Annotated in this window: 25 protein-coding genes; 12 read left to right on the top strand and 13 right to left on the bottom strand. The window is 61.5% G+C overall.

Annotation, left to right across the window (positions count from 1 at the left end; all coding sequences use genetic code 11):
• Window positions 1-2 precede the first annotated feature (2 nt).
• Both sdhD and sdhC read right to left on the bottom strand, forming a co-directional pair.
• Window positions 3-383, bottom strand: a complete 381-nt coding sequence (gene sdhD, locus AC2YI2_RS15920; protein ID WP_487387463.1) for a succinate dehydrogenase, hydrophobic membrane anchor protein — start codon at window positions 381-383, stop codon at window positions 3-5.
• A gap of 11 nt (window positions 384-394) precedes the next feature.
• Window positions 395-787 carry a succinate dehydrogenase, cytochrome b556 subunit gene (gene sdhC, locus AC2YI2_RS15925; RefSeq protein ID WP_487387464.1) on the bottom strand — a complete coding sequence of 131 codons (393 nt, stop codon included), beginning with the start codon at window positions 785-787 and terminating at the stop codon, window positions 395-397.
• Window positions 788-1,116: 329 nt separating this feature from the next.
• Here sdhC and AC2YI2_RS15930 point away from each other — a divergent pair, with 329 nt between their 5' ends.
• The gene (locus AC2YI2_RS15930; RefSeq protein ID WP_487387465.1) at window positions 1,117-1,545 is read left to right on the top strand and encodes a hypothetical protein; all 429 of its coding nucleotides are present in this window, start codon (window positions 1,117-1,119) and stop codon (window positions 1,543-1,545) included.
• A 164-nt stretch (window positions 1,546-1,709) separates the two neighbouring features.
• Here AC2YI2_RS15930 and hisC read toward each other — a convergent pair whose 3' ends face one another.
• Entirely contained in the window at window positions 1,710-2,774 is a 1,065-nt protein-coding gene (hisC, locus tag AC2YI2_RS15935; protein WP_487387466.1) for a histidinol-phosphate transaminase, read from the bottom strand.
• Entirely contained in the window at window positions 2,774-3,682 is a 909-nt protein-coding gene (locus tag AC2YI2_RS15940; RefSeq protein ID WP_487387467.1) for a polyprenyl synthetase family protein, read from the bottom strand. Before AC2YI2_RS15940 ends, hisC begins: the two co-directional genes overlap by 1 nt.
• A gap of 156 nt (window positions 3,683-3,838) precedes the next feature.
• Between AC2YI2_RS15940 and mtgA the strand changes: the two genes are divergently transcribed.
• The 4 genes from mtgA to AC2YI2_RS15960 all read left to right on the top strand — a co-directional run bounded on the left by mtgA (window position 3,839) and on the right by AC2YI2_RS15960 (window position 6,215).
• Window positions 3,839-4,579, top strand: a complete 741-nt coding sequence (gene mtgA, locus AC2YI2_RS15945; protein WP_487387468.1) for a monofunctional biosynthetic peptidoglycan transglycosylase — start codon at window positions 3,839-3,841, stop codon at window positions 4,577-4,579.
• A 71-nt stretch (window positions 4,580-4,650) separates the two neighbouring features.
• On the top strand, window positions 4,651-5,298 hold the full coding sequence (locus AC2YI2_RS15950) for a glutathione S-transferase family protein (RefSeq protein WP_487387469.1): 648 nt from the start codon (window positions 4,651-4,653) through the stop codon (window positions 5,296-5,298).
• Between the two features lie 174 nt (window positions 5,299-5,472).
• Entirely contained in the window at window positions 5,473-5,658 is a 186-nt protein-coding gene (rpmF, locus tag AC2YI2_RS15955) for a 50S ribosomal protein L32 (protein ID WP_487387470.1), read from the top strand.
• A 152-nt stretch (window positions 5,659-5,810) separates the two neighbouring features.
• Window positions 5,811-6,215, top strand: coding sequence for a hypothetical protein (locus AC2YI2_RS15960; RefSeq protein ID WP_487387471.1), 405 nt, complete (start codon window positions 5,811-5,813; stop codon window positions 6,213-6,215).
• 66 nt (window positions 6,216-6,281) lie between these two features.
• On the opposite strand, the gene phaR is transcribed toward AC2YI2_RS15960, so the two are convergent.
• Window positions 6,282-6,860, bottom strand: coding sequence for a polyhydroxyalkanoate synthesis repressor PhaR (phaR, locus tag AC2YI2_RS15965; RefSeq protein WP_487387472.1), 579 nt, complete (start codon window positions 6,858-6,860; stop codon window positions 6,282-6,284).
• A 321-nt stretch (window positions 6,861-7,181) separates the two neighbouring features.
• On the opposite strand from phaR, the gene AC2YI2_RS15970 reads away from it, so the two are divergent.
• On the top strand, window positions 7,182-8,363 hold the full coding sequence (locus tag AC2YI2_RS15970; RefSeq protein WP_487387473.1) for an acetyl-CoA C-acetyltransferase: 1,182 nt from the start codon (window positions 7,182-7,184) through the stop codon (window positions 8,361-8,363).
• A 56-nt stretch (window positions 8,364-8,419) separates the two neighbouring features.
• Complete coding sequence (phbB, locus tag AC2YI2_RS15975; protein WP_487387474.1) at window positions 8,420-9,145, top strand: acetoacetyl-CoA reductase; 726 nt, start codon at window positions 8,420-8,422, stop codon at window positions 9,143-9,145.
• Window positions 9,146-9,388: 243 nt separating this feature from the next.
• Here phbB and AC2YI2_RS15980 read toward each other — a convergent pair whose 3' ends face one another.
• Complete coding sequence (locus tag AC2YI2_RS15980) at window positions 9,389-9,646, bottom strand: YMGG-like glycine zipper-containing protein (RefSeq protein WP_487387475.1); 258 nt, start codon at window positions 9,644-9,646, stop codon at window positions 9,389-9,391.
• 19 nt (window positions 9,647-9,665) lie between these two features.
• Window positions 9,666-9,821 (bottom strand): DUF3309 family protein, encoded by a 156-nt coding sequence (locus tag AC2YI2_RS15985; protein WP_487387476.1) that lies wholly within the window; start codon window positions 9,819-9,821, stop codon window positions 9,666-9,668.
• A gap of 621 nt (window positions 9,822-10,442) precedes the next feature.
• On the opposite strand from AC2YI2_RS15985, the gene AC2YI2_RS15990 reads away from it, so the two are divergent.
• From AC2YI2_RS15990 to AC2YI2_RS16005, 4 genes are all read left to right on the top strand, one after another.
• Entirely contained in the window at window positions 10,443-13,703 is a 3,261-nt protein-coding gene (locus AC2YI2_RS15990) for a helicase-related protein (RefSeq protein WP_487387587.1), read from the top strand.
• Between the two features lies 1 nt (window position 13,704).
• Entirely contained in the window at window positions 13,705-14,097 is a 393-nt protein-coding gene (locus AC2YI2_RS15995; protein WP_487387477.1) for an RNA-binding S4 domain-containing protein, read from the top strand.
• Window positions 14,098-14,249: 152 nt separating this feature from the next.
• A complete protein-coding gene (gene fdxA / locus AC2YI2_RS16000; RefSeq protein ID WP_487387478.1) occupies window positions 14,250-14,588 on the top strand; it encodes a ferredoxin FdxA in 339 nt (112 codons plus the stop codon).
• 438 nt (window positions 14,589-15,026) lie between these two features.
• Window positions 15,027-15,593 carry a CarD family transcriptional regulator gene (locus AC2YI2_RS16005; protein WP_487387479.1) on the top strand — a complete coding sequence of 189 codons (567 nt, stop codon included), beginning with the start codon at window positions 15,027-15,029 and terminating at the stop codon, window positions 15,591-15,593.
• Window positions 15,594-16,301: 708 nt separating this feature from the next.
• On the opposite strand, the gene rplS is transcribed toward AC2YI2_RS16005, so the two are convergent.
• On the bottom strand, window positions 16,302-16,874 hold the full coding sequence (rplS, locus tag AC2YI2_RS16010; RefSeq protein ID WP_487387480.1) for a 50S ribosomal protein L19: 573 nt from the start codon (window positions 16,872-16,874) through the stop codon (window positions 16,302-16,304).
• Window positions 16,875-17,143: 269 nt separating this feature from the next.
• Between rplS and AC2YI2_RS16015 the strand changes: the two genes are divergently transcribed.
• Window positions 17,144-17,890, top strand: a complete 747-nt coding sequence (locus AC2YI2_RS16015) for a sulfite exporter TauE/SafE family protein (RefSeq protein ID WP_487387481.1) — start codon at window positions 17,144-17,146, stop codon at window positions 17,888-17,890.
• On the opposite strand, the gene trmD is transcribed toward AC2YI2_RS16015, so the two are convergent.
• From trmD to ffh, 5 genes are all read right to left on the bottom strand, one after another.
• Complete coding sequence (gene trmD, locus AC2YI2_RS16020; protein WP_487387482.1) at window positions 17,872-18,561, bottom strand: tRNA (guanosine(37)-N1)-methyltransferase TrmD; 690 nt, start codon at window positions 18,559-18,561, stop codon at window positions 17,872-17,874. The genes AC2YI2_RS16015 and trmD overlap by 19 nt on opposite strands.
• On the bottom strand, window positions 18,561-19,169 hold the full coding sequence (gene rimM, locus AC2YI2_RS16025; RefSeq protein WP_487387483.1) for a ribosome maturation factor RimM: 609 nt from the start codon (window positions 19,167-19,169) through the stop codon (window positions 18,561-18,563). Before rimM ends, trmD begins: the two co-directional genes overlap by 1 nt.
• Window positions 19,170-19,277: 108 nt before the next feature.
• Window positions 19,278-19,631, bottom strand: a complete 354-nt coding sequence (gene rpsP / locus AC2YI2_RS16030; RefSeq protein WP_487387484.1) for a 30S ribosomal protein S16 — start codon at window positions 19,629-19,631, stop codon at window positions 19,278-19,280.
• Between the two features lie 56 nt (window positions 19,632-19,687).
• Window positions 19,688-20,011 (bottom strand): chorismate mutase, encoded by a 324-nt coding sequence (locus AC2YI2_RS16035; protein ID WP_487387485.1) that lies wholly within the window; start codon window positions 20,009-20,011, stop codon window positions 19,688-19,690.
• An 11-nt stretch (window positions 20,012-20,022) separates the two neighbouring features.
• Window positions 20,023-21,591 (bottom strand): signal recognition particle protein, encoded by a 1,569-nt coding sequence (gene ffh / locus AC2YI2_RS16040; RefSeq protein ID WP_487387486.1) that lies wholly within the window; start codon window positions 21,589-21,591, stop codon window positions 20,023-20,025.
• Window positions 21,592-21,951 lie beyond the last annotated feature (360 nt).

Here is a 21,951-nt window from a genome sequence, read left to right on the forward strand (position 1 = left end):
AATTATCCTGCAAAACCGGTCTTCAGCACGGCGAAAAGACAGAGCGCGCCGACGACAATGGTGAAAAACGTATTGAGCATCAGAAGCACGACCTTCTGGAATTCATTGTGGATGTAGTCCTCGATGACGACCTGCATGCCGAGCCGCATATGGATCAGCGCCGAAATCACCACCAGGCCCATCACCACGGCGACGACGGGATTGCCAAGGGCGGCGACAACCTCTTCATAGGGCGCGCCATTGTATTTGATGATGAAGCCGATGAAGAACAGCATCAGCGGCACATTCGCGACCGCCGTCAGCCGCTGGCGCCAGAAGTGATCGGTGCCCTCCTTGGCTGAACCGAGGCCGCGAACCTTGCCGAGGGGCGTACGCATATCCATGGTCATTCTCCTCAGCGGGCCATATAGCCGGCGATCCAGAGCAGGATCGTGATGACGGGGGCGGCGACGAATGTGATTTTGGCGACACGGGTGGTCAGGTGCTTGTCGAAACCATAGCCGAGGTCCCACACGAAATGCCTCAGGCCGCCGAGCATGTGCTGCACCAGCGCCCAGGTGAAGCCGAACAGAACGAGGCGGCCGATCCAGGAGCCGAAGACCCAGTTCGCGGTTGCGAAATATTCCGGTCCCGACGCCGCTGCTATCAGCCACCACGCCACCAATATCGTGCCAAAATAGAGCGCCATGCCGGTGATCCGGTGGATGATCGAGCTCATCATTGTCGGAATGGGACGATAGATCTGCAGGTGGGGAGAGAGGGGCCGGTTCTTAGCCGCGTTCGCCATGTAGAAAAGCCTCCGAGAGGGCAAGCAGGACCGCCGCATGAAACGGCGCCGGCGCAATGAGAGGGGTTCTTATGTGCATTGCGTCAAAACGGTGTTTAATCGCCGGATTGCGCCGCGACAAGCCCTCACAAAGTACCAGCCGAAATTCAAATCGATTTTTATTCCGGGACTTAGCAGAAAATGCTGACCGGCCAAGCTAGCTGTGCTGGAAACCGGCGTCCGCGGGGTCTGTCCCATTTTGCAACACGTTGACTTTGCACGTCTTTTCATTAACCTTTCGTTAATATTCGCCGCTCGCGTCGTCGGCGGCACTCGAAGGGAGAACGGACATGTTGAAGTTCACCGGCTCGGCCCTCGCCCTGCTTGTCGCATTTTCGATCGCGCCGCTCGCCCAGAGCGAGGCGGGCAACCGCAACGAACGGCACCGCATCATAAAGCATCACAAGTTCAAGATGGTCGATCGCAGCGGCCATCGCCATCACCGCAACGTCGTCCGCGTCGTCAATCGCAATGTCGTCGTCGTGAAGGTCGATCGAAAGAACCGCCATCGCCACCACGACCAGGGCAACACCTATTCCGGCGATGTCGTGATCGGCGTGCGCAACGGTGTCGGGCAGTGGTCTTATGGCTATTCCAGCTCGGATGCGACGTCGATCAGCGTCACGACGGGGCCGAAGCTGAAGATCATCGATGTGGGTGCCATGAAAGCTGACAGCGCTTGTAAGATGCAGGCCGGGGTTTGTGTGATCAGGCCTTGAGGCGATCCCATCAATAGACTGCATTTGAAGTATGCCCTCATCCGGCTGCCGCCACCTTCTCCCCGTTCTGACGGGGAGAAGGGACATGCGGCACCGCCGGTGCCTCTGGCGTCCCCTCTCCCCGCGAGCGGGGAGAGGGTCAGGGTGGGGGCATCTGTCGCTTTTCACAACGGTGGAATGATCTCGTCGACCGCCTCGATCAAGCGGTCGCATTCCTCTTCCGTGCCGATCGAAATCCTGAGGAAGTCCGAAATCCGCGGCTTGGCGAAGTGGCGCACGAGGATGGCGCGGTCGCGCAGCGCCTTGGCGAGATCGGCACCCGCATGCCCTGGATGGCGCGCGAAAACGAAATTCGATTGCGAGGGCAGAACTTCAAAGCCACGCTGGCGCAGGCCGCCTGAGACCCGTTCGCGCGAGGCGATGACGTGCTGGCGGGTCGTCTCGAACCATTCCTCGTCTTCCACCGCCGCTGTCGCGCCGGCTTCGGCGAGGCGGTCGAGCGGATAGGAATTGAAGCTGTCCTTCACCCGCTCGAGGGCGTCGATCAGAGGGCGCTGGCCGATCGCATAGCCGACGCGCAGGCCGGCAAGAGAACGCGACTTGGACAACGTGTGGATCACCAGCAAGTTCGGGTACTTGCGGATCATCGGGATCGCCGTCTCGCCGCCGAAATCTATATAGGCTTCGTCGATGACGACAGGCTGGTCGGGATGGGCGGCGACCAGGGCCTCGATATCCGCCATGGGCAGGCCGATGCCCGTCGGCGCATTCGGGTTCGGCAGGATGATCGCCCCGCACGGGCGGTCGTAGTCGGAGATCCGAACGCGGAAGGCCTCGTCGAGCGGGAGCGCGACTGCCTCGATGCCATAGAGCAGGCAATAGACTGGATAGAAACTGTAGGTGATGTCGGGATAAAGCAGCGGCTTGTCGTGCTTGAGCAGTGCCTGGAAGACATGCGCCAGCACTTCGTCCGAGCCATTGCCGACGAAGACCTCGTCGATCGCCACGCCATAGCGTTTGGCGATCGCGCTACGCAGTTTCGTTGAGGCAGGATCGGGATAGAGTCTTAGCCGGTCGCTGGCCTCGGCCGCTATCGCGGCCAGCGCCTTGGGCGACGGGCCGTAGGGATTCTCATTGGTGTTGAGTTTCGTGAGGTTGTCGATCTTCGGCTGCTCGCCGGCGACGTAAGGATGCAGGTTTGCAACAACAGGCGACCAAAACTTGCTCATCAGTTCTTCCTCGTCGCGACATAGTCGGCCAACGCCATCAACATTTCCGCCTTCTCGCCATAGGGCGAGAGAAGGGCATTTGCTTCCTCGATCAGGCCGGCAAGCCGGTGCTGCGTCCACTGGACGCCGTGGATCGACGGCAGCGTCTTCTTTCCGCGCGCTGCATCCTTGCCGGCGGCCTTGCCGAGTGTGGCGCTGTCGGCGGTCAGATCGAGCAGATCGTCGCGCAGCTGGAAGGCCAGGCCGACGATCTCGCCGAACCGGATCATCCGGCGGCGATCTTCCTCGACCGCATTGGCTGCCAGCGCGCCCGCCTCGCAGGCAAAGCGGATCAGCGCCCCGGTCTTCATCGCCTGCAGGCGGGTGATTTCGCCTTCCGCGAGTTCGCGCGTCTCGGCCTCGAGGTCGAGCGCCTGGCCGCCTGCCATGCCGCCGATGCCGGAGGCGCGGGCAAGCGCCAATATCAGCGCGACCTTGGTGGCGTCGGGCAGCTGGGTCTCGGGAGCGGCCAGAATGTCGAAGGCATAGGTCAGCAGGCTGTCGCCGGCAAGGATTGCCGTCGCTTCGTCGAACTTCCTGTGCACGGTCGGCTGGCCGCGCCTGACGTCGTCATTGTCCATGGCCGGCAGGTCGTCATGGATCAGCGAATAGCAGTGCACGCATTCGAGCGCCGCCGCCACGCGCAACGCCGCGTCGGTGTCGGCGCCGAAGAGCGCGGCACTTTCGACCACCAGCGCCGGGCGCATGCGCTTGCCGCCGTTGAGAACGCCGTGGCGCATGGCAGCGAGCAGCCGTTCGGGCCGCGCCGTCTCGGCGGGACGTGCCGCGTCCGACAGCAGTTCGCCCAGCAGCGCCTGCACGGCGGCGGCGTGGCCTTCTAGCTTTTCGAGAAATTCTCTGTCACGCATGGGCTGCTCTTTGGCATGGCCCAATCGGCCTTGCAACAGGACTTGAAACTGGACGATCCACGGCCGCGTTAATATCAAGAGGTCAAAGTGCTGGCCTTGATGCGTCCGCCAGTCTATGAGACCTTCGAGAGATGATGGGACAAGCCGAGGCTTTGATTGGACATTGCCCCCGACACGACGCTGCTGGATATCCCGGCCGGCACTGCCGCCGGTGAGAGCCCCATGCGCCGCTGGATAAAACGGCTCCTCAAATGGGCGGTGATCGTCGCCCTAGCGCCCTATTTCCTGATCCTCGTCTATGCCGTCGATTTCGTCCGGCCCGTCTCGACCTTGATGCTCTGGGATCTCGCGACCTTCAAGGGTTATGACCGGCGCTGGGTGGAGTTCGAGGCTATCTCGCCTGCGCTCGTGCAATCCGTGATGATGTCCGAGGACGGGCAGTTCTGCAGTCATTTCGGCGTCGATGTCCGCCAGCTCCAAGGCGTCGTTGAGGACGCGCTGGACGGTGAGGCGACACGCGGCGCTTCGACCATTCCGATGCAGACCGCCAAGAACCTGTTCCTGTGGAATGGCCGCTCGTTTCTCCGCAAGGGCCTGGAACTGCCGCTGGCGATCGGCGCCGATGCGGTCTGGAGCAAGAAGCGGCTGATGGAGATCTATCTCAACATCGCCGAGTGGGGTCCGGGTATCTATGGCATCGAGGCCGCGGCGCAATATCACTTCAAGACTTCGGCGGCGAAACTCTCGAAGAAACAGGCGGCTTTGCTCGCCGTCTCACTGCCCAATCCGATCACCCGGGTCGCCTCGAAACCGTCGCGCGGCATGAGCCGGCTTGCCAATCTCATCCAGCGCCGCGCCAATGCCTCGGGCGAATACATCAAATGCCTTTATGACTGAGGCCACTTCTATTCATTGGTAGAAAGTGCGGCTGAACCGTAGAATTTCCATAGGTTCAACGGAGATTGCGTATGTCTGCCCTCACGCTTTATGTCGGAAACAAGAACTATTCGTCCTGGTCGATGCGCCCTTGGGTGGCGCTGAAAGCTTCCGGTGTGGATTTCGAGGAGGTGCTGATCCAGTTCGACTTTGCGGCCGGCAATCCGGCGATAAAGGCGATCTCGGCGGCTGGCACGGTGCCGATCCTCGAACATGACGGGCTCAGGATCGGGGAGTCGCTGGCGATCGTCGAATATGTCGCCGAGCTCTTCCCCGACAAGCGCATCTGGCCTGCTGACCGCAGGCAGCGGGCGCTGGCGCGGTCCTATTGCTCGGAAATGGCGACCGGCTTCCGGCCATTGCGCAACGCTGCGCCTATGAACCTGCGCTATCCGAAGAAGAAGCTCGCCGTCGGCGATGATGTGAAGGCGAACATTTCCCGCATCGAGCAGATCTGGCACAAAAGCATCGAGGATAGCGGCGGTCCGTTCCTGTTCGGCGAATTCTCGGCGGCCGACGCCTTCTTCGCGCCCGTCGTCGCCCGTTTCGACTCCTATCTGCTGGTGGATCACCCTGCGACGCTCGGCTATATGAAAGCCGTGCAGAACCATCCGGCCGTGCAGGCCTGGGCGGCCGATGCGGCGAAGGAGACCTGGGTGGTGCTCGAGGACGAGCTTTGATTCAGGCCGCGACTCCCGCGTAGCCTAGATTTGCAACATTTTTTTGACCGGGGACTGGTCAAGCCGGGAGTCCTTCTGTATATGACCGGCAAATTTTCCGGAAAGACCCGCTTTCTCGTCCGGCCTAGCGGGCCGATGGCGAGGTTTTGACGGGATAGAGATTGGAGTTTCGAAATGGCAGTTCCGAAAAGAAAAACCAGCCCGTCGCGCCGTGGCATGCGCCGTTCCGCTGATGGTCTCAAGACCCCGACCTATGTCGAGGACAAGAACTCCGGCGAACTTCGCCGTCCGCACCACGTCGACCTCAAGACCGGCATGTATCGCGGCCGCCAGGTCCTGACGCCGAAGGAAAGCACCTGATTTCATCAGGCGGACGCTTTGATTTCAAAGGGCCGGCAGAAATGCCGGCCTTTTTTGCTGTTTGCGATGAAAGTCGGCGGGTTTGACGTCTTTGTACTGAACGAAAACTATACTAAGACCTTCTGACAGCCCGATTTCGAGGAGTTTTGCCGATGGCCGCCATCCCCCTGCTGTTGATCCCCTTCATCCTCTACAACATCGCCATGTTCGGAGCTTTCGGCGGAGGCGGCATCGAGGGCCTGAAGACCACGGTGACCAGCGTCAACATGATGTCGGGCGCCACCTGGACCATGTCGCTGGGCGACCTCTTCATCGTCATCAGCCTGGTGATCCTGTTCCTCGAGATCTTCAAGGCAACGCGCCGCTCGTCGGTGGCGCTGCTCGATCATCTGTTCTCGATGGCGCTCTTCGTCGTCTTCCTCGTCGAATTCCTGCTGGTGCAGGGTGCGGCGACCCAGATATTCTTCATCCTGATGTTGATTACCTTGGTCGACGTGATCGCGGGCTTCACCGTGTCGATCAAATCGGCTTCGCGAGACGTGGCGATCGGGCTCTAAGCACGGCATGAACGAAAATGGCGATCCCTAGGGATCGCCATTTGATATGCTTGCCGACAGACGATCTCACATATTCTCGATCTTGGTCTGGAGCGCGCGGAGCTGTTCCTTCAGTTCCTCGATGTCCTTGGCCTCGGTCTTCTTGGGCTCGGCCTTTGCCCCGGCGATCGCGCCAAACGGCGTGAAGACTTCCATCGCCTGGCGGAAGATCTCGGTGTTGCGCTTGATCTGTTCTTCCATCAGCTGCATCGGCACCTGAAGGTTCTTGGTGAGCGGGGTGTCGCCAAGTGTCTTGGCCATATGTTCGCGGATCTGGCTCTGCTGCTCGCCGAAAGCATGCATCGATTGCTCGAGATAGCTCGGCACGAAGGTCTGCATCTGATCGCCGTAATAGGAGATCAGCTGGCGCAGGAAGGAGATCGGCAGAAGCGTGTTGCCGTTCTTGGATTCCTGCTCGAAGATGATCTGGGTCAGGACCGAATGGGTGATGTCGTCACCGCTTTTGGCGTCCTGCACGGTGAAGTCCTCGCCGCGCTTCACCATCTGGGCAAGGTCGTCAAGCGTCACATAGGTGCTGGTACCGGTATTGTAGAGCCGCCGGTTGGCGTATTTCTTGATGACCGTCTGCCCGTCGTTTTTTGCCATTGAGTTCCTCCTGACAGCGCACAGTTCGGCAACTGGTTGCGCCTTTCTCCCTAGGCGCAACGAAAGTGTAAGCGGAAAACCCCCGAAAATACAATCGTTTTGTGCGATGCGGCGATTTCGTGCGATTTTTTTTGCGCAATAATTCGCAGTGCGAAAAAAACACGTCCAGGCCGTGGCGACCTCGGACGCAAGCGTATTACTGCGTGAGCTCTTGCCAGTGCCGCCGCCCACCCCGATATCAGGCGTGAACATTCACTCGCATTGACAAGTGTGCCAGCGCTTTGCCACTGTCCATCCAAAATTCCTAACGGAGGAAATGCCATGTCCAGTCCCTCGATCGTCATCGCCAGCGCCGGGCGTACCGCAGTCGGCTCGTTCAACGGTTCTTTTGCCAATACGCCGGCGCATGAACTCGGCATTGCCGTGATCAACGGCGTGCTAAGCCGGGCGGGCGTCGATGCCGCCGAAGTCAACGAGGTGATCCTCGGCCAGGTGCTGCAGGCCGGCGAAGGCCAGAACCCGGCGCGCCAGGCCGCGATCAAGGCCGGCATTCCGATCGAGGCCACTGCGATGGGCATCAATCAGCTCTGCGGTTCGGGCCTGCGCGCCGTGGCGCTCGGCATGCAGCAGATCGCCAATGGCGATGCCGACATCATCATCGCCGGCGGCATGGAATCCATGTCGATGGCGCCCCATTGCGCGCATCTCCGTGCCGGCGTGAAGATGGGCGACTACAAGATGGTCGACACGATGATCAAGGATGGCCTCACCGACGCCTTCCACGGCTATCACATGGGCAACACCGCCGAGAATATCGCCCGCCAATGGCAGTTGACCCGCGAGGAGCAGGATACGTTCGCGGTCGCATCGCAGAACAAGGCCGAAGCCGCCCAGGTGGCCGGTCGCTTCAAGGACGAAATCATCCCCTTCACCGTCAAGGGCCGCAAGGGCGACACGATCGTCGACGCCGACGAGTATATCCGTTATGGCGCCACGCTTGACGCCATGGCCAAGCTGCGTCCCGCCTTCGACAAAGAGGGCACGGTCACGGCGGCAAACGCGTCCGGTCTTAATGACGGCGCCGCTGCCACGCTTTTGATGACCGAGGAAAATGCGTCCAAGCGCGGCATCACGCCGCTCGCCCGCATCGTTTCCTGGGCGACCGCTGGCGTCGACCCCAAGATCATGGGCACCGGCCCGATCCCGGCCTCGCGCAAGGCGCTTGCCAAGGCCGGCTGGTCGATCAACGATCTCGACCTCGTTGAAGCCAACGAGGCCTTCGCGGCCCAGGCCTGTGCGGTCAACAAGGATCTCGGCTGGAACCCCGAAATCGTCAACGTCAATGGCGGCGCGATCGCGATCGGTCATCCGATCGGCGCATCCGGCGCCCGCGTGCTCAACACGCTGCTGTTCGAAATGAAGCGCCGCTCGGCCAAGAAGGGCCTCGCGACGCTCTGCATCGGCGGCGGCATGGGCATCGCCCTGTGCGTTGAAGCGATGTAACGGGGATTTCCGTTGGTCTGAATGCGCCTGAAAATTAAGTGGAGGAGGGAACGACCATGGGCAGAGTGGCACTTGTGACGGGTGGGACCCGCGGCATTGGTGCGGCGATCGCGATCGCGCTGAAGAATGCCGGCTACAAGGTGGCAGTGAATTATGCCGGCAACGAGGAGGCGGCTGCGGCCTTCTCCAAAGAGCACGGCATTCCCGCCTACAAGTGGGATGTCTCGAGCTACGAGGCCTGCCAGCAGGGCATCGCCAAGGTCGAGGGCGATGTCGGACCGGTCGAGGTCCTGGTCAACAATGCTGGCATCACCCGTGACGGCATGTTCCACAAGATGACGCCGGCCGACTGGAACGCAGTCATCAACACCAATCTGACCGGCCTCTTCAACATGACCCATCAGGTCTGGGGCGGCATGCGCGACCGATCCTTCGGCCGCGTCATCAGCATTTCCTCGATCAACGGCCAGAAGGGTCAGATGGGCCAGGTGAACTATTCGGCGGCCAAGGCCGGCGATATCGGTTTCACCAAGGCCTTGGCGCAGGAAGGTGCTGCAAAGGGCATCACCGTCAACGCGATCTGCCCGGGCTATATCGGCACCGAGATGGTGCGCGCCGTGCCGGAGAAGGTGCTGAACGAGCGAATCATCCCGCAGATCCCTGTCGGCCGCCTCGGCGAGCCCGAGGAAATCGCGCGTTGCGTCGTCTTTCTGGCTTCCGACGATGCCGGCTTCATCACCGGCTCGACGATGTCAGCCAATGGCGGTCAGTATCTGGCGTAATATCGACGCTTGCTGATCTGAATTCACCCGGTGCCGGGGCAACAGCCTCGGCGCCGGTCGCATTTCGGGGATGGTACCAATCGCCGTATGGTTAAAAAATTAATAAAACTCAATATGTTGCGGTGAACAAATCAGGAAATCCGCTGCGGTTCTGATTCGTCAGTGATTCGTTCCCCTTCCGGTCAGGCACAAAAAAAGCGGCGCCCGAGGCGCCGCGAGTTACCGGGAGGAGGGCTGAAACTGCTAGCGGCAACGCGCTTCATGCAGACGGCCGCGGCGGTCCTTGTAGACGCACCAGCCGTTTCGCTTCGACTTGCTGACAAAGGCCATGGTGACGCCGCCGATAAGCGCGCCGGCCACGACGCCGGAAGTTCTGCCGGTGACAACGCCGCCAACGACAGCGCCCGTCGCTGCGCCGAGCGTCACGTTCCGCTCAGTGCGGGTGCAGGAGCTGAGCGCCAGGGGCGCGATCAGTAGTGAGGCGATGATGATATTCTTCATGGCTCGATCCTTTTCAGCGCTAGATTCGTCCCATCAGGACGAGAATGAGGACGATGATGAGCACGAGACCGAGACCGCCGGAGGGCCCGTAACCCCAGCTACGGCTATGGCCCCAGCTCGGGATCGCGCCGACCAAGAGAAGAATGAGAACAATGATCAAGATGGTGCCGAGCATGGGCGGGTTCCGTTCACTTTTTCAATCTGATCGCACCTAACGCTGCAGCATGGCCTCGGGTTCCAAGCGTCTGGGGCGAAAGGGCTTTTCCGGAGCGCCAAAAAGGTTCCGAAGCGCCTATGGTTAACGAAATCCTGCGCCACTATATGTTGTATAGAACGAAGCGGGAAAGTGCGACGCAGCATGATTCGTCAGCGATTCGTTCCAATTTGGTTCAGGGTGTCCTCTACGGAGCCGACCTGCACCGATAGCGCAGGTTTTACAGTTCGTTAACCATAAGCTCAGTTGCTGTTTGACTGCAAAATTCACCAGGACGCCACCGTTCCGGTGGGTCATGGGGCAAACCGCAAGCAGATTCAGCATGTTGCAGGGCGCACTTCGTGATCCACTACATCTTGTGGGGAACAAACAAAGTACGATCGCGAGTCTGCGATTCGTCGCTGATTCGTTCCGAAACTGTTCCGAAACTTGCCAGTTGGTAGATTTTCATGGTTTACGAGAGGTTGACGCACTGCCTGAGGCAATCGTCCTGCGGCGCTTCTCGCGCCGTCTTGCAATTGCAGCAATGCGGATGCATGGATGAGCGCCCCTGTCGATCTGTACGATCTGGCCGGGCATGAAATGAACTGGACTGGACCTCTGTTGAAATCCGATCCCCTGACTTTGAGCGGCCGCGGCGTTACCGCGGTGCTCGGCCCGACCAATACCGGCAAGACCCATTATGCGATCGAAAGAATGGTCGCTCACTCCTCGGGGGTCATCGGTCTGCCTTTGCGCCTGCTTGCGCGCGAGGTCTATGGCCGGCTGGTCGACAAGGTCGGCGCGGCCAATGTCGCTCTCATCACCGGCGAAGAAAAGATTGCCCCCGCCAATGCCCGATTCTCCGTCTGCACTGTGGAAGCGATGCCGGAGGAGACGAAAGCAGCCTTTGTCGCCATCGACGAGGTGCAGCTCGCGGCGGATTTCGAGCGCGGCCATGTCTTCACCGATCGCATCCTGCATCTGAGGGGTCGCGAAGAGACGCTGCTGCTCGGTGCGGCGACGATGAAGCCCATCCTCACCCAGGTTTTGCCGGGCATTGATGTCGTCGAGCGGCCTCGTCTGTCGCAGCTCTTCTACGCTGGCTCCAAGAAGATCACCCGTCTGCCGCATCGCTCGGCCATCGTCGCCTTCTCGGCGGACGAGGTCTATGCGATCGCCGAACTGGTGAAGCGCCAGCGGGGCGGTGCGGCCGTTGTCATCGGCGCGCTCTCGCCGCGCACCCGCAATGCCCAGGTCGCACTCTACCAGGCGGGCGACGTCGACTATATCGTGGCCACCGATGCGATCGGCATGGGCCTCAATCTCGATGTCGACCATGTCGCCTTCGCCCAGGACCGCAAGTATGACGGTTTCCAGTATCGCAACCTCAATTCCGGCGAGCTCGGCCAGATCGCCGGCCGCGCCGGCCGCCATCTGCGCGACGGTACGTTCGGTGTCACGGGCCAGACGCAGCCCTTCGACGACGAACTCGTGCGGCGCATCGAAAGCCACCAATTCGACCCGGTGAAGGTGATGCAGTGGCGCTCGAAGGTGCTGGATTTCTCATCGATATCAGCGCTTCGGGCGAGCCTCGATGCCGCGCCGCGCCAGCTCGGCCTGACCAAGGCGCTGCCGTCCGACGACTATCAGGCGCTCGAACATCTTGCCCGCTATCCTGACGTTTTGGAGCTTGCCTCGACGCGCGAAAGAGTAGAAAAGCTCTGGGAGATTTGCGCGCTGCCAGATTACCGGCGGATCACGTCGCTGCAGCATTCGGACATGGTGGCCTCGATCTACAAGGACATCGTCCGCCGCGGGGCCGTCGACGAGAGCTTTGTTGCCGAACAGGTCCGGCGTGCCGACCGGACCGAAGGCGATATCGACACGCTGTCGGCGCGTATTGCGCAAATCAGGACTTGGACCTATGTGTCCAACCGACCGGGTTGGCTTGCAGATCCGGCACACTGGCAGGAAAAAACGCGTGAAATCGAGGATCGCCTCTCGGACGCGCTGCATGAACGGTTGACCCAACGCTTCGTTGATCGCAGGACATCTGTGCTCATGAGGCGCCTGAGAGAGAATGCTATGCTTGAAGCGGAAATCAGTGTGAATGGCGATGTCTTCGTGGAAGGGCATCATGTGGGGCAGCTTTCCGGTTTCCGGTTTACGCTGGTTGCCGGTGCCGAAGGACAGGACCTGAAGGCTGTCGAGAACGCAGCGAGCAAGGCGCTGGGGCTGGAATTCGAGGCGCGTGCCGCCCGCATTCACGCCGCCGGCAATGGCGATCTGGCGCTGTCGAGCGATGGCACGGTGCGCTGGCTCGGCGAGCCCGTCGGGCGTCTGACCGCGTCGGACCACATCATGCGTCCGCGCATCCTGCTTCTGGCCGACGAGTTGCTTTCCGGTCATGCGCGCGACCATGTCCAGGCCCGCATCGAGCGCTTCGTCAATCACCATATTGCGACCGTTCTGAAGCCACTCGACGACCTGACGCGTGCCGAGGACCTGCAAGGTATCGCCAAGGGCCTGGCCTATCAGATCGCCGAAAATCTCGGCGTGCTGTTCCGCCGCGATGTCACCGAGGACGTCAAGGCGCTCGACCAGGACGGCCGTGCGTCGCTACGCAAATATGGCATCCGCTTCGGCGCCTATCACGTTTTCATGCCGGCGCTGCTCAAGCCGGCTCCGGCTGAGCTCATCACCCTGCTCTGGGCGCTCAAGAATGACGCGCTGGACAAGCCCGGCTATGGCGACCTGATCCCGGCGCTGGCCGCGGGCCGGACGTCTATCGTCACCGACCATGCCTTCGAACGGAACTTCTACCGTCTCGCCGGCTTCCGTTTCCTCGGCAAGCGCGCCGTCCGCATCGACATTCTCGAGCGTCTCGCCGACCTCATCCGTCCGCTGCTGCAGTGGAAGGCCGGTTCGGCGACCCGCCCTGACGGCGCCTATGACGGCCGCCGCTTCATCGCGACGCCCGCCATGCTTTCGATCCTCGGCGCAACCGCCGACGATATCGAGGAAATCCTCAAGGGCCTCGGCTATCGCGCCGACAGCGTGCCGGCCGAAGAGGCGGCGGCGCATCTTGCCTCGACAGCGCCGGCACCGGCCGCTGCTGCCGTGTCCGGGCCGGCGGCCGCTGAGTCTGCCGATGCCACGGCTGAAGCCGATGTCGAGGGCCAGACCGAAGAGGCTGTGGAGGAAGTGAAGGCGACTGTCGAGGCGGAACTCGAAGCCGTCGCTACCGAAGCGCCAGCGGATGCACCTGCTGAAGCAGCAGCCGAAGGGCCGGAGACGGAAACCGCAGCTGAAGCGCCTGTTGAGGCAGCGACCGAGATCGCGGCCGAAGTGCCGGCGGCCGTTGCTACCGAGGGTGTCGAAGCCGCTCCCGCCGAAGAGAAGCGCGTGTTGCTCTGGCGTCCCGGCGGTGGCCGGCCCGAGCAGCAGAACCGTGGCGAACGCCGCGGTGGTCCGCGTCGCGAAGGTGCGCCGGCTGGCGATGGCCAGCAACGTCGCAACGAACGCGGTGGCGAAAATCGTGGTCCGAAACGCAGTGCCGGAGAGCAGCGCCGCGACGACCGCCCACGCGAAGCCCGTGCCGGCGATAGCGCTGCCGCCGACCGGCCTGCTGGCGAACGCCAGGGCCGCAACGACAACCGGCCGCGTAACAACAATGACCGCAACGATCGCAACAAGGGCGATCGCAATAATGATCGCCAGGATCGCGGACCCCGGCCCGATCGTCACGGCAAGCCGCAGAACCAGAACTTCGAGGCCCGCCCGCCGCGCAAGGAAAAGCCGATCGATCCGGACTCGCCCTTCGCCAAGCTCGCTGTGCTGAAGGAGCAAATGAAGAAATAGCATGGCCGACCAGCCTGCCCGTCAGCGCATCGACAAGTGGCTGTTCTTCACCAGGATTGCCAAGTCACGCACGCTGGCGCAGGAATGGGTGGAGGGCGGCCATGTCTCGGTCAATGGCGAGAAGGTTCGCCGGTCGAGCGCCGATGTCAGGGTCGGTGACAGGCTCGAGGTCCTGGTGGACCGCCGGACCTATGTGCTGGTCGTGAAAGCGCCCGGCACGCGGCGTGGACCCTATGACGAAGCTCGCCTGCTCTATGACGACGAGTCGCCGCCGCCGGAGCGGCTGACTCTTTTCGAGCAGGCGCAGCGGGCGCCCGGCTCCGGTCGTCCGGAAAAGCGGGAACGGCGCGCACTCGACAGGCTACAGGCTTGGGACCCGGACGAGAGCGGCTGAATGTCGCAGGCATGTGCCTCGCCCTCTGCAGGGCTGGCCTGCAAATACTGCAAACCCGGTCCTGTGCCATGCTTGCCAATCCGTTGCAAAGCCGCTAGGTGACGGGCAAACCGCCGCCTGACGGCCCAAAAGACATCGTCCTGGAGCGTTTCATGACCTATGTCGTGACCGACAACTGCATCAAGTGCAAGTACACCGACTGTGTGGAGGTGTGCCCGGTTGACTGTTTCTATGAGGGTGAAAATTTTCTCGTGATCCATCCGGACGAGTGCATCGATTGCGGTGTCTGCGAGCCGGAATGTCCTGCCGAGGCGATCAAGCCGGATACCGAGCCTGGCCTGGACAAGTGGTTGAAACTAAACGCAGATTTCGCTTCGATCTGGCCGAATATCACGCAGAAGCGTGAGGCTCTGCCCGAGGCCAAGGACTTCGACGGCGTTGCGGACAAGCTCGATAAGTATTTCTCCGACAAGCCCGGTTCGGGCGACTGATTGGCTGCTCTTATCGAGCATATCAGGGAACCTTCGGGCCTTCGTTTCGTTTGGCCTTTGCTCGGGTAAAGAAAAAGTAAAAGCCCGGTTCAGGTTTTGCCACGCAATGACCGCAAGCGCTTTACCATTTGCTCGGGTCGTGGGGCGTTCGCTCGCGGCTGCGAAAGCAAAACATTGATTTCGGCGGTTTTTTGTGGTAGGGATAACACACTGATCCCGAGAGGGCGTTTTTACGTGCCCTCAATCACGAAAGCAACGATCCCTTAAATGCGGTCTCCTTGAAAATTTTGCCCCTCTGGTTGCCTTATTTCATGGGGCTCGCCGGAGGATCGTAGCTTTGACTGTTTGGTTTCAGTTTAGATTGCGGGCCTAGCCCGGTCCCGGCCCAAAGAGGCCACCCGGCACCTACCGGGAGTACCAAGGGAGTTTGTGAACAGCATGACAACCCAGATCAAAAAGACCGCAACGCGCCAGGGCTTCAAGACCGGTGAATCGATCGTCTATCCGGCGCATGGCGTCGGCACGATCGTCACGATCGAGGAGCAGGAAGTCGCCGGCATGAAGCTCGAGCTTTTTGTCATCGATTTCGAAAAGGACAAGATGCGCCTCAAGGTTCCGGTCGCCAAGGCCGTGACCATTGGCATGCGCAAGCTGTCCGAGACCGATTTCGTCGAGCGCGCGCTCAAGGTCGTTCAGGGTAAGGCACGCATCAAGCGCACCATGTGGTCGCGCCGTGCCCAGGAATATGATGCCAAGATCAATTCTGGCGACCTGATCTCGATCGCTGAAGTCGTGCGCGACCTCTATCGGGCCGAGAACCAGCCGGAGCAGTCCTATTCCGAGCGCCAGCTGTATGAACAGGCTCTCGACCGGATGGCGCGCGAAATCGCGGCTGTGAACAAGATGTCGGAAACCGAGGCTGTCCGTCTCGTGGAGACCAACCTTGCCAAGAGCCCGCGTCGCTCGTCCAAGGTCGAGGAAGAGGTCGAGGACGAGGCCGCCTGAGGCCTTGCACCTTTGTCATGCAGAAAACCCGGCCTCGTGCCGGGTTTTTTGTTGCGCAGATGACGGCATAGGCGCTGACAGGAGCGACCTTGCCAAAAAAGCAAAACCCTCGGACTGGAGGGTGCGAGGGTTTTGCCTGAGGATATAGAGAAATTCGCAGGCCGTCGCCTGCTTAGTTTTGGCGACGATTTGGGGGAAACCGTTCGCCGAGACGAGCCATCGCACGTCCCGACGACCCGCGCAGTTACATTTGTTACACCTGTTGCCGACCACGCGAAAAAAAATGAGGCAAGGCTTCATCATTTTGGAATGCTGATGAGGAATGACATGGCAAGGTGCGAGCAAGCGACGGCGGTCGCAGCGACGCAGACGCGCGGGCGGCCCGGCACCGTCGAGGTCTCATTCCTGCCCGAGAATGGCGACCTGTTGGACAAAGTTGCCGAGACGATCTTCCACCTCCACTTCCGCAGCCAGACCAACAGAATCACAAAACCCTCGCCTGGAGGTGCGAGGGTTTTGCTTGGGAGGTTCTTGGGATACTGAGTGACGACAGTAGGGGTCCGATCGTCGATTACTGCTATCGCATGTCCCGAAATCGCCCGCAGTTACATTTGTTACACCTGCAAGCCTGGACAAGGCCGATTGCTGCAAAAGAAAAGGGCGGCACCCTTTGATGCCGCCCTTGATCTTCTCGCGATAGGCCGTGGCTTATTCGGAAGCGGGCGCTTCGGCAGCGGCTGCAGCTTCCGCAGCAGCGGCGGCTTCAGCGGCTGCCTTTGCCTTGGCTTCAGCGGCAGCAGCGGCTTCAGCAGCAGCCTTCTCGGCGGCCAGGGCCTGGGCAGCGGCGACCTTCTCGGCTTCGAGGCGGGCCTTCTCGGCCTGGGCGGCCTGGCGCTCGCCGTCGTTCAGCTTGCGGGCGCGAACATTGGTGTTCTCGACGATACGAGCCTTCTTGCCGCGCAGGTCGCGCAGGTAATAAAGCTTGGCGCGACGGACCTTACCGCGGCGGACGATTTCGACGCCTTCGACGAGCGGCGAGAAGACCGGGAACACGCGCTCGACGCCTTCGCCATAGGAAATCTTGCGGACGGTGAAATTCTCGTTCAGGCCGGCGCCGGAGCGGGCGATGCAGACGCCTTCATAGGCCTGTACGCGGGTACGCGAACCTTCGACAACGCGGACGTTGACCTTGACGGTGTCGCCGGGCGAGAAATCGGGAAGCGTGCGCTTGGCGGCAATTTTGGCGGCCTGTTCGGCTTCCAGCTGCTGGATTATGTTCATTGACAACCTCATTTGTGGTTCAACAGCCAGAGCGCCCGTATAAGATACCTTTGGTCATGACACAGGGGTCAAGCCTGGGGTATTGCCGTGAGGCAAGGCGAATGCGTCTGTCATTCGTTGCTGGTTGGTCGGGAAAATCCCATTCCGGGCGCGCTAATACATGAAGTGCCGCCATTTGTCACCCCTCGGCACGGAGATTCTTCGCGCTTCTTGCGGTATCGAGCCCAAAAAGCTAAGCGGGATGGAAGCCCGCCCTGCAGGACCTGCCCATGACCGTCTCCCTCATCGCCCTGATGTTTATCGCTGCCTTCTTCTCGGGCGCGATCAATGCCATTGCCGGTGGCGGCACCTTCCTGACCTTCGGGGTCCTGACGCTCGCGGGTGTGCCGCCCATCTCGGCCAATGCGACGTCATCGATCGTCCAGTTCCCGGGCTACGTCACATCGACGCTTGCCTATTTCAAGGATCTCTCGAAGATCTGGAAAGAAGCGCTGGTGCTGGGGCTGATCTCCATCGTCGGCTCGGCACTCGGCGCGCTCTATCTCGTCTGGCTCTCGGACAATACGTTCAAAAGCATGGTGCCCTGGCTGCTGCTCGCCGCGACTGTTGTCTTCGCTGCCGGCCCCTTGCTCAAGCCGAAGAACACCGGGGAGCGCCACGCCGTGAACCCGCTCGGCATCATCACCCAGTCCGTCACATCCTTCTATGGCGGCTTCTTCGGTGCCGGCATGGGCATCATGATGCTCGCCTCGCTCGGCATTGCCACCGGAGGCGATTATCACCGCCTCAACGCGCTCAAGAATTTCCTCGCCATCATCATCGCGGCCGTGGCGATCATCGTCTTCGCGACGGCCGGCGCGGTCGCCTGGTACCACGCTGCGGTCATGGTACCGGGCTGCGCGCTCGGCGGCTATGCCGGCGTCGCCATGGCCAAGCGCGTGCCGCAGGTGGTGCTGCGCTGGATCGTGATTGCGGCCGGCCTCGGGCTGTCAGTCTACTATTTCGTGACGGGCTGAGCGAGCAGGTCCGGCCGGCGCTCCGAGGTCAGCTTAACAGCCTCTTCATGCCGCCATTTGCCGATTGCCGCGTGGTTGCCCGACGTCAGCACGCCGGGAATTTCGACGCCTTCGAACACCTGCGGCCGCGTATATTGCGGATGCTCGAGCAGGCCGTTTTCAAAGCTCTCATGCGTGCCGGAATCCGGATTGCCCATCACGCCGGGCAGGACGCGGACGATCGCGTCGAGCATGATCAGCGCCGCCGGCTCGCCGCCTGAGAGAATATAGTCGCCTATCGAGACTTCTTCGAGCCCGCGGGAATCGATCACCCGCTGGTCGATACCCTCGAAGCGGCCGCAGATGATGACGACGCCTTCGCTGGCTGCAAATTCGCGCACGCGCGCTTGGGTAAGCGGCTTGCCGCGCGGACTCATCAGAAGGCGCGGCCTATCGCCGGTCTCGACGGAATCGATGGCCGCGGCGAGAATATCGGCGCGCAACACCATGCCGGCGCCACCGCCCGCCGGGGTGTCATCGACATTGCGGTGCTTGCTGGTCGCGAAGTCGCGGATCTGCACCGTCTCCAGCGACCAGTCGCCGCGTTCCATGGCCCTACCGGAGAGCGACTCCCCGAGGAAGCCGGGGAACATCTCCGGATAGAGTGTCAGCACCGTCGCCTTGAATGGCATCAACCTTCGTCCCTGCCGGGTTTGCCGTCGGCATTCGAATCGTCATCCTCGCCATCAGGATTGATCAGCCCCGCAGCAATCGGATCGATGAGGATCGTGCCGCCCTCGAAATCGATCTCCAGAACCGAGGCTTCGCTGAACGGGATGAGCTGCGCCCGCTTTCCCTTCTCGGTCAGTTCGAGAATATCGCCGGCGCCGAAGTCGAAGATTGCCGTCACCGTGCCCCAGCTCTTGCCCTCGGCATCGCGGGCTTCGAGTCCTTCGAGGTCGGCATAGAAGAATTCGTCCTCGTCGAGATCCTCGTCGTCGAGCGTGTCGCGGTCGACATAGAGGTCCTTGCCGTTGAGTTTCTCGGCGGCAGTGCGGTCGTTGATGCCGCGGAAGCGCATCACCGCCATGTTCTTGTGGGCGCGGGCGTCGAGCACTTCGAAGGGATTGCCGTCGACGTCATAAAGCGTGCCATACTGTCCGATCGCCATTGGGTCCTCGGTGTAGGATTTCACGCGCACTTCGCCACGCAGCCCCTGTGCGCCGCCGATGGTGCCCATGAGAACGAGTGTGCCCGGTGTGCTGGGTCCGGTGCTGGGTCCGGTGGTGCCTTTCGACATGCTCTTGTCTCTCGATTTCCAGACTGCCCTTTTACAAGTCCGCAGCCAAAAAAGAAAAGCCCTCGCACGACGGTCGTGCGAGGGCGATTTCCACCGTGAACGGCAGGATTATTCGGCAGCAGCGGCCTCGGCCTTGGCAGCCTTTTCCTTGACGCGTTCCTGGGCCTTCTTGCCCGGAAGAGCCTTTTCCGGGTTGTTGCGGGCTTCGCGCTTGCCGATCCCGGCATCGGCCATGAAGCGGAGAACGCGATCGGTCGGCTGGGCACCGGCGTCGATCCAATGCTGGATGCGCTCGTTGTTCAGCGAGACGCGGGCTGCATCGTCCTTACCGAGCATCGGGTTCCAGGAACCGAGCTTCTCGATGAAGCGACCGTCGCGGGGCGAACGGGCGTCGGCGACGACGACAGTGTAATACGGACGCTTCTTTGAGCCACCGCGGGCGAGGCGAATTTTCAGGGACATGGTTTTCTCCTTAGGTCTCTAGTCTCTGTGTTCAGGTATGCTGTCTGCCGCAGCCCTCAGGCGGCGGTATTCTCTGTCGCGCCACCGATATCGGCGGCGATGGCCTCATGATGCCGGATCACTTCCTTGATGATGAAATTCAGGAATTTTTCGGCAAAATCAGGATCCAGATCAGCGTCCTTGGCGAGCTGCCGCAGGCGGTTGATCTGGTATTCTTCGCGCGCCGGATCGGCCGGCGGCAGGCTGTGCGTGGCCTTGAGCACCCCGACTGCCTTGGTGCAGCGGAAGCGCTCGGCAAGCATGTGGACCAGCGCCGCATCGATATTGTCGATCGACTGGCGATAGCCGGAAAGCTGGTTCTTGACGTCGGCTTCGGTCATGCGGTCTCGCCTCACTTCTTCTTCGGCAGGCCCGGAAGGCCCGGGAAACCGCCACCGAGGCCCGGAAGCTTCGGGCCGCCGAGACCCGGCATGCCGCCAAGGCCTGTAGGCAGACCACCACCCGGCTTGAAGCCAGCGGCTTCGGCCTGCCTGGCCATCGCTTCGAGCTGCTTGGGATCCATCTTGGAGAGGTCGGGCATGCCCATGCCGCCGCCGAAGCCACCCAGGCCCATTTTGTTGGCGAGGCCGCCCATCATCTGCTTCATCATGCCGCCGCCCTTGCCGCCGCCCATGGCCTTCATCATGTCGGCCATGCCACGGTGCATTTTCAGCACCTTGTTGATTTCGGAGGCGTCGGTGCCGGAACCTGCGGCGATGCGCTTCTTGCGCGAATGCTTCAGAATATCGGGGTTGCGGCGCTCGGCCTTGGTCATGGACTGGATGATGGCAATCTGGCGCTTGATCGCCTTGTCGTCGAAGCCAGCGCCGGCCAGCTTGTCCTTCATGCCGGCCATACCGGGCATCATGCCCATGATGCCGCCCATGCCGCCCATCTTCTGCATCTGCTTGAGCTGCTCGGCCATATCGTCGAGATCGAACTTGCCCTTGGCCATCTTCTGGGCCATGGCCGCCGCCTTCTCGGCGTCGATATTCTCCGCCGCCTTCTCGACCAGGCTGACGATGTCGCCCATGCCGAGAATCCGGTCGGCGATACGGCGGGGATGGAATTCTTCCAGCTCCGTCATCTTTTCGCCGGCGCCGATCAGCTTGACCGGCTTGCCGGTGACGGCGCGCATCGACAGCGCTGCGCCGCCGCGGCCGTCGCCGTCCATGCGGGTCAGCACGAGACCTGTAATGCCGACGCGGTCGTCGAAATTGCGGGCGAGGTTGACGGCGTCCTGACCGGTCAGCGCATCGGCGACCAACAGGATTTCATGCGGATTGGCCTTCTTCTTGATGTCGGCCATCTCGATCATCAAGGGCTCGTCGATATGCGTACGGCCGGCGGTGTCGAGAATGACGACGTCATGACCGCCGAGCTTGGCGGCCTGCACGGCGCGCGCGGCGATATCGACCGGTGACTGGCCGGCTAGGATCGGCAGCGTGTCGACACCGGTCTGGACGCCGAGCTGGCGGAGCTGCTCCTGCGCGGCCGGGCGGCGCGTGTCGAGCGAGGCCATCAGGACCTTCTTGCGGTCCCGCGTGGTCAGGCGGAGCGCGATCTTGCCAGTCGTGGTCGTCTTGCCGGAGCCCTGCAGACCGACCATCATGATGACGACGGGAGCGGGCGCGTTGAGGTCGACTGTCGAGCTCTCCGAGCCGAGCATCTCGACCAGCTCGTCATGGACGATCTTGACGACCATCTGGCCGGGCTTGATCGACTTCAGGATCTCGGCGCCGACGGCCTTTTCGCGGACACGATCGGTGAAGGAGCGCACGACTTCGAGCGCGACGTCGGCTTCGAGCAGCGCACGGCGAATCTCACGCAGGGCCGCAGAGACATCCGTCTCCGACAGCGCGCCGCGCCCGGTCAAACCGTTCAGAATACTGCCCAGGCGTTCCTGTAGGCTCTCGAACATTCCATCCATCCTTCTGTCCGGAAAACATGTCCCGGAAGATCGGTGCCAGCCAGTAGCGAAACAAGAGACAAAGCGAAAAAGCACCCGAGGGCGCAAACGCGCTGTCGGGTGTGGACCTCCGGGATCAAGGAGATTTCCTCGCACCGGTCGGCTGCTCGTCTTCGTCTCGGACTGGCAGATGGGCGGGCTTTAACCGCAAGAGACAGCGAAAGTCAAGCCGGAGGTTGAAAATCCAGGATTTTCAGCAGATGTCGCAGTCCTGTTACAATGGAAACAGCGCTGCTCGCGGGGCCATGCAAAAACAAGCTCAGCGAACGGGGCAGATGGTCGAGAAGACAGGAAGCCCAACCACTTTCAAAC

It is taken from the genome of Rhizobium sp. SRI_017 (genome assembly GCF_057586295.1).

Bases quoted from the DNA above. Each gene is read 5' to 3' on its own strand.
- sdhD (WP_487387463.1), bottom strand. From the start codon at position 383: ATGGATATGCGTACGCCCCTCGGCAAGGTTCGCGGCCTCGGTTCAGCC.
- sdhC (WP_487387464.1), bottom strand. From the start codon at position 787: ATGGCGAACGCGGCTAAGAACCGGCCCCTCTCTCCCCACCTGCAGATC.
- AC2YI2_RS15930 (WP_487387465.1), top strand. From the start codon at position 1,117: ATGTTGAAGTTCACCGGCTCGGCCCTCGCCCTGCTTGTCGCATTTTCG.
- hisC (WP_487387466.1), bottom strand. From the start codon at position 2,774: ATGAGCAAGTTTTGGTCGCCTGTTGTTGCAAACCTGCATCCTTACGTC.
- AC2YI2_RS15940 (WP_487387467.1), bottom strand. From the start codon at position 3,682: ATGCGTGACAGAGAATTTCTCGAAAAGCTAGAAGGCCACGCCGCCGCC.
- AC2YI2_RS15950 (WP_487387469.1), top strand. From the start codon at position 4,651: ATGTCTGCCCTCACGCTTTATGTCGGAAACAAGAACTATTCGTCCTGG.
- rpmF (WP_487387470.1), top strand. From the start codon at position 5,473: ATGGCAGTTCCGAAAAGAAAAACCAGCCCGTCGCGCCGTGGCATGCGC.
- AC2YI2_RS15960 (WP_487387471.1), top strand. From the start codon at position 5,811: ATGGCCGCCATCCCCCTGCTGTTGATCCCCTTCATCCTCTACAACATC.
- phaR (WP_487387472.1), bottom strand. From the start codon at position 6,860: ATGGCAAAAAACGACGGGCAGACGGTCATCAAGAAATACGCCAACCGG.
- AC2YI2_RS15970 (WP_487387473.1), top strand. From the start codon at position 7,182: ATGTCCAGTCCCTCGATCGTCATCGCCAGCGCCGGGCGTACCGCAGTC.
- phbB (WP_487387474.1), top strand. From the start codon at position 8,420: ATGGGCAGAGTGGCACTTGTGACGGGTGGGACCCGCGGCATTGGTGCG.
- AC2YI2_RS15980 (WP_487387475.1), bottom strand. From the start codon at position 9,646: ATGAAGAATATCATCATCGCCTCACTACTGATCGCGCCCCTGGCGCTC.
- AC2YI2_RS15985 (WP_487387476.1), bottom strand. From the start codon at position 9,821: ATGCTCGGCACCATCTTGATCATTGTTCTCATTCTTCTCTTGGTCGGC.
- AC2YI2_RS15990 (WP_487387587.1), top strand. From the start codon at position 10,443: ATGAACTGGACTGGACCTCTGTTGAAATCCGATCCCCTGACTTTGAGC.
- AC2YI2_RS15995 (WP_487387477.1), top strand. From the start codon at position 13,705: ATGGCCGACCAGCCTGCCCGTCAGCGCATCGACAAGTGGCTGTTCTTC.
- fdxA (WP_487387478.1), top strand. From the start codon at position 14,250: ATGACCTATGTCGTGACCGACAACTGCATCAAGTGCAAGTACACCGAC.
- AC2YI2_RS16005 (WP_487387479.1), top strand. From the start codon at position 15,027: ATGACAACCCAGATCAAAAAGACCGCAACGCGCCAGGGCTTCAAGACC.
- rplS (WP_487387480.1), bottom strand. From the start codon at position 16,874: ATGAACATAATCCAGCAGCTGGAAGCCGAACAGGCCGCCAAAATTGCC.
- AC2YI2_RS16015 (WP_487387481.1), top strand. From the start codon at position 17,144: ATGACCGTCTCCCTCATCGCCCTGATGTTTATCGCTGCCTTCTTCTCG.
- trmD (WP_487387482.1), bottom strand. From the start codon at position 18,561: ATGCCATTCAAGGCGACGGTGCTGACACTCTATCCGGAGATGTTCCCC.
- rimM (WP_487387483.1), bottom strand. From the start codon at position 19,169: ATGTCGAAAGGCACCACCGGACCCAGCACCGGACCCAGCACACCGGGC.
- rpsP (WP_487387484.1), bottom strand. From the start codon at position 19,631: ATGTCCCTGAAAATTCGCCTCGCCCGCGGTGGCTCAAAGAAGCGTCCG.
- AC2YI2_RS16035 (WP_487387485.1), bottom strand. From the start codon at position 20,011: ATGACCGAAGCCGACGTCAAGAACCAGCTTTCCGGCTATCGCCAGTCG.
- ffh (WP_487387486.1), bottom strand. From the start codon at position 21,591: ATGTTCGAGAGCCTACAGGAACGCCTGGGCAGTATTCTGAACGGTTTG.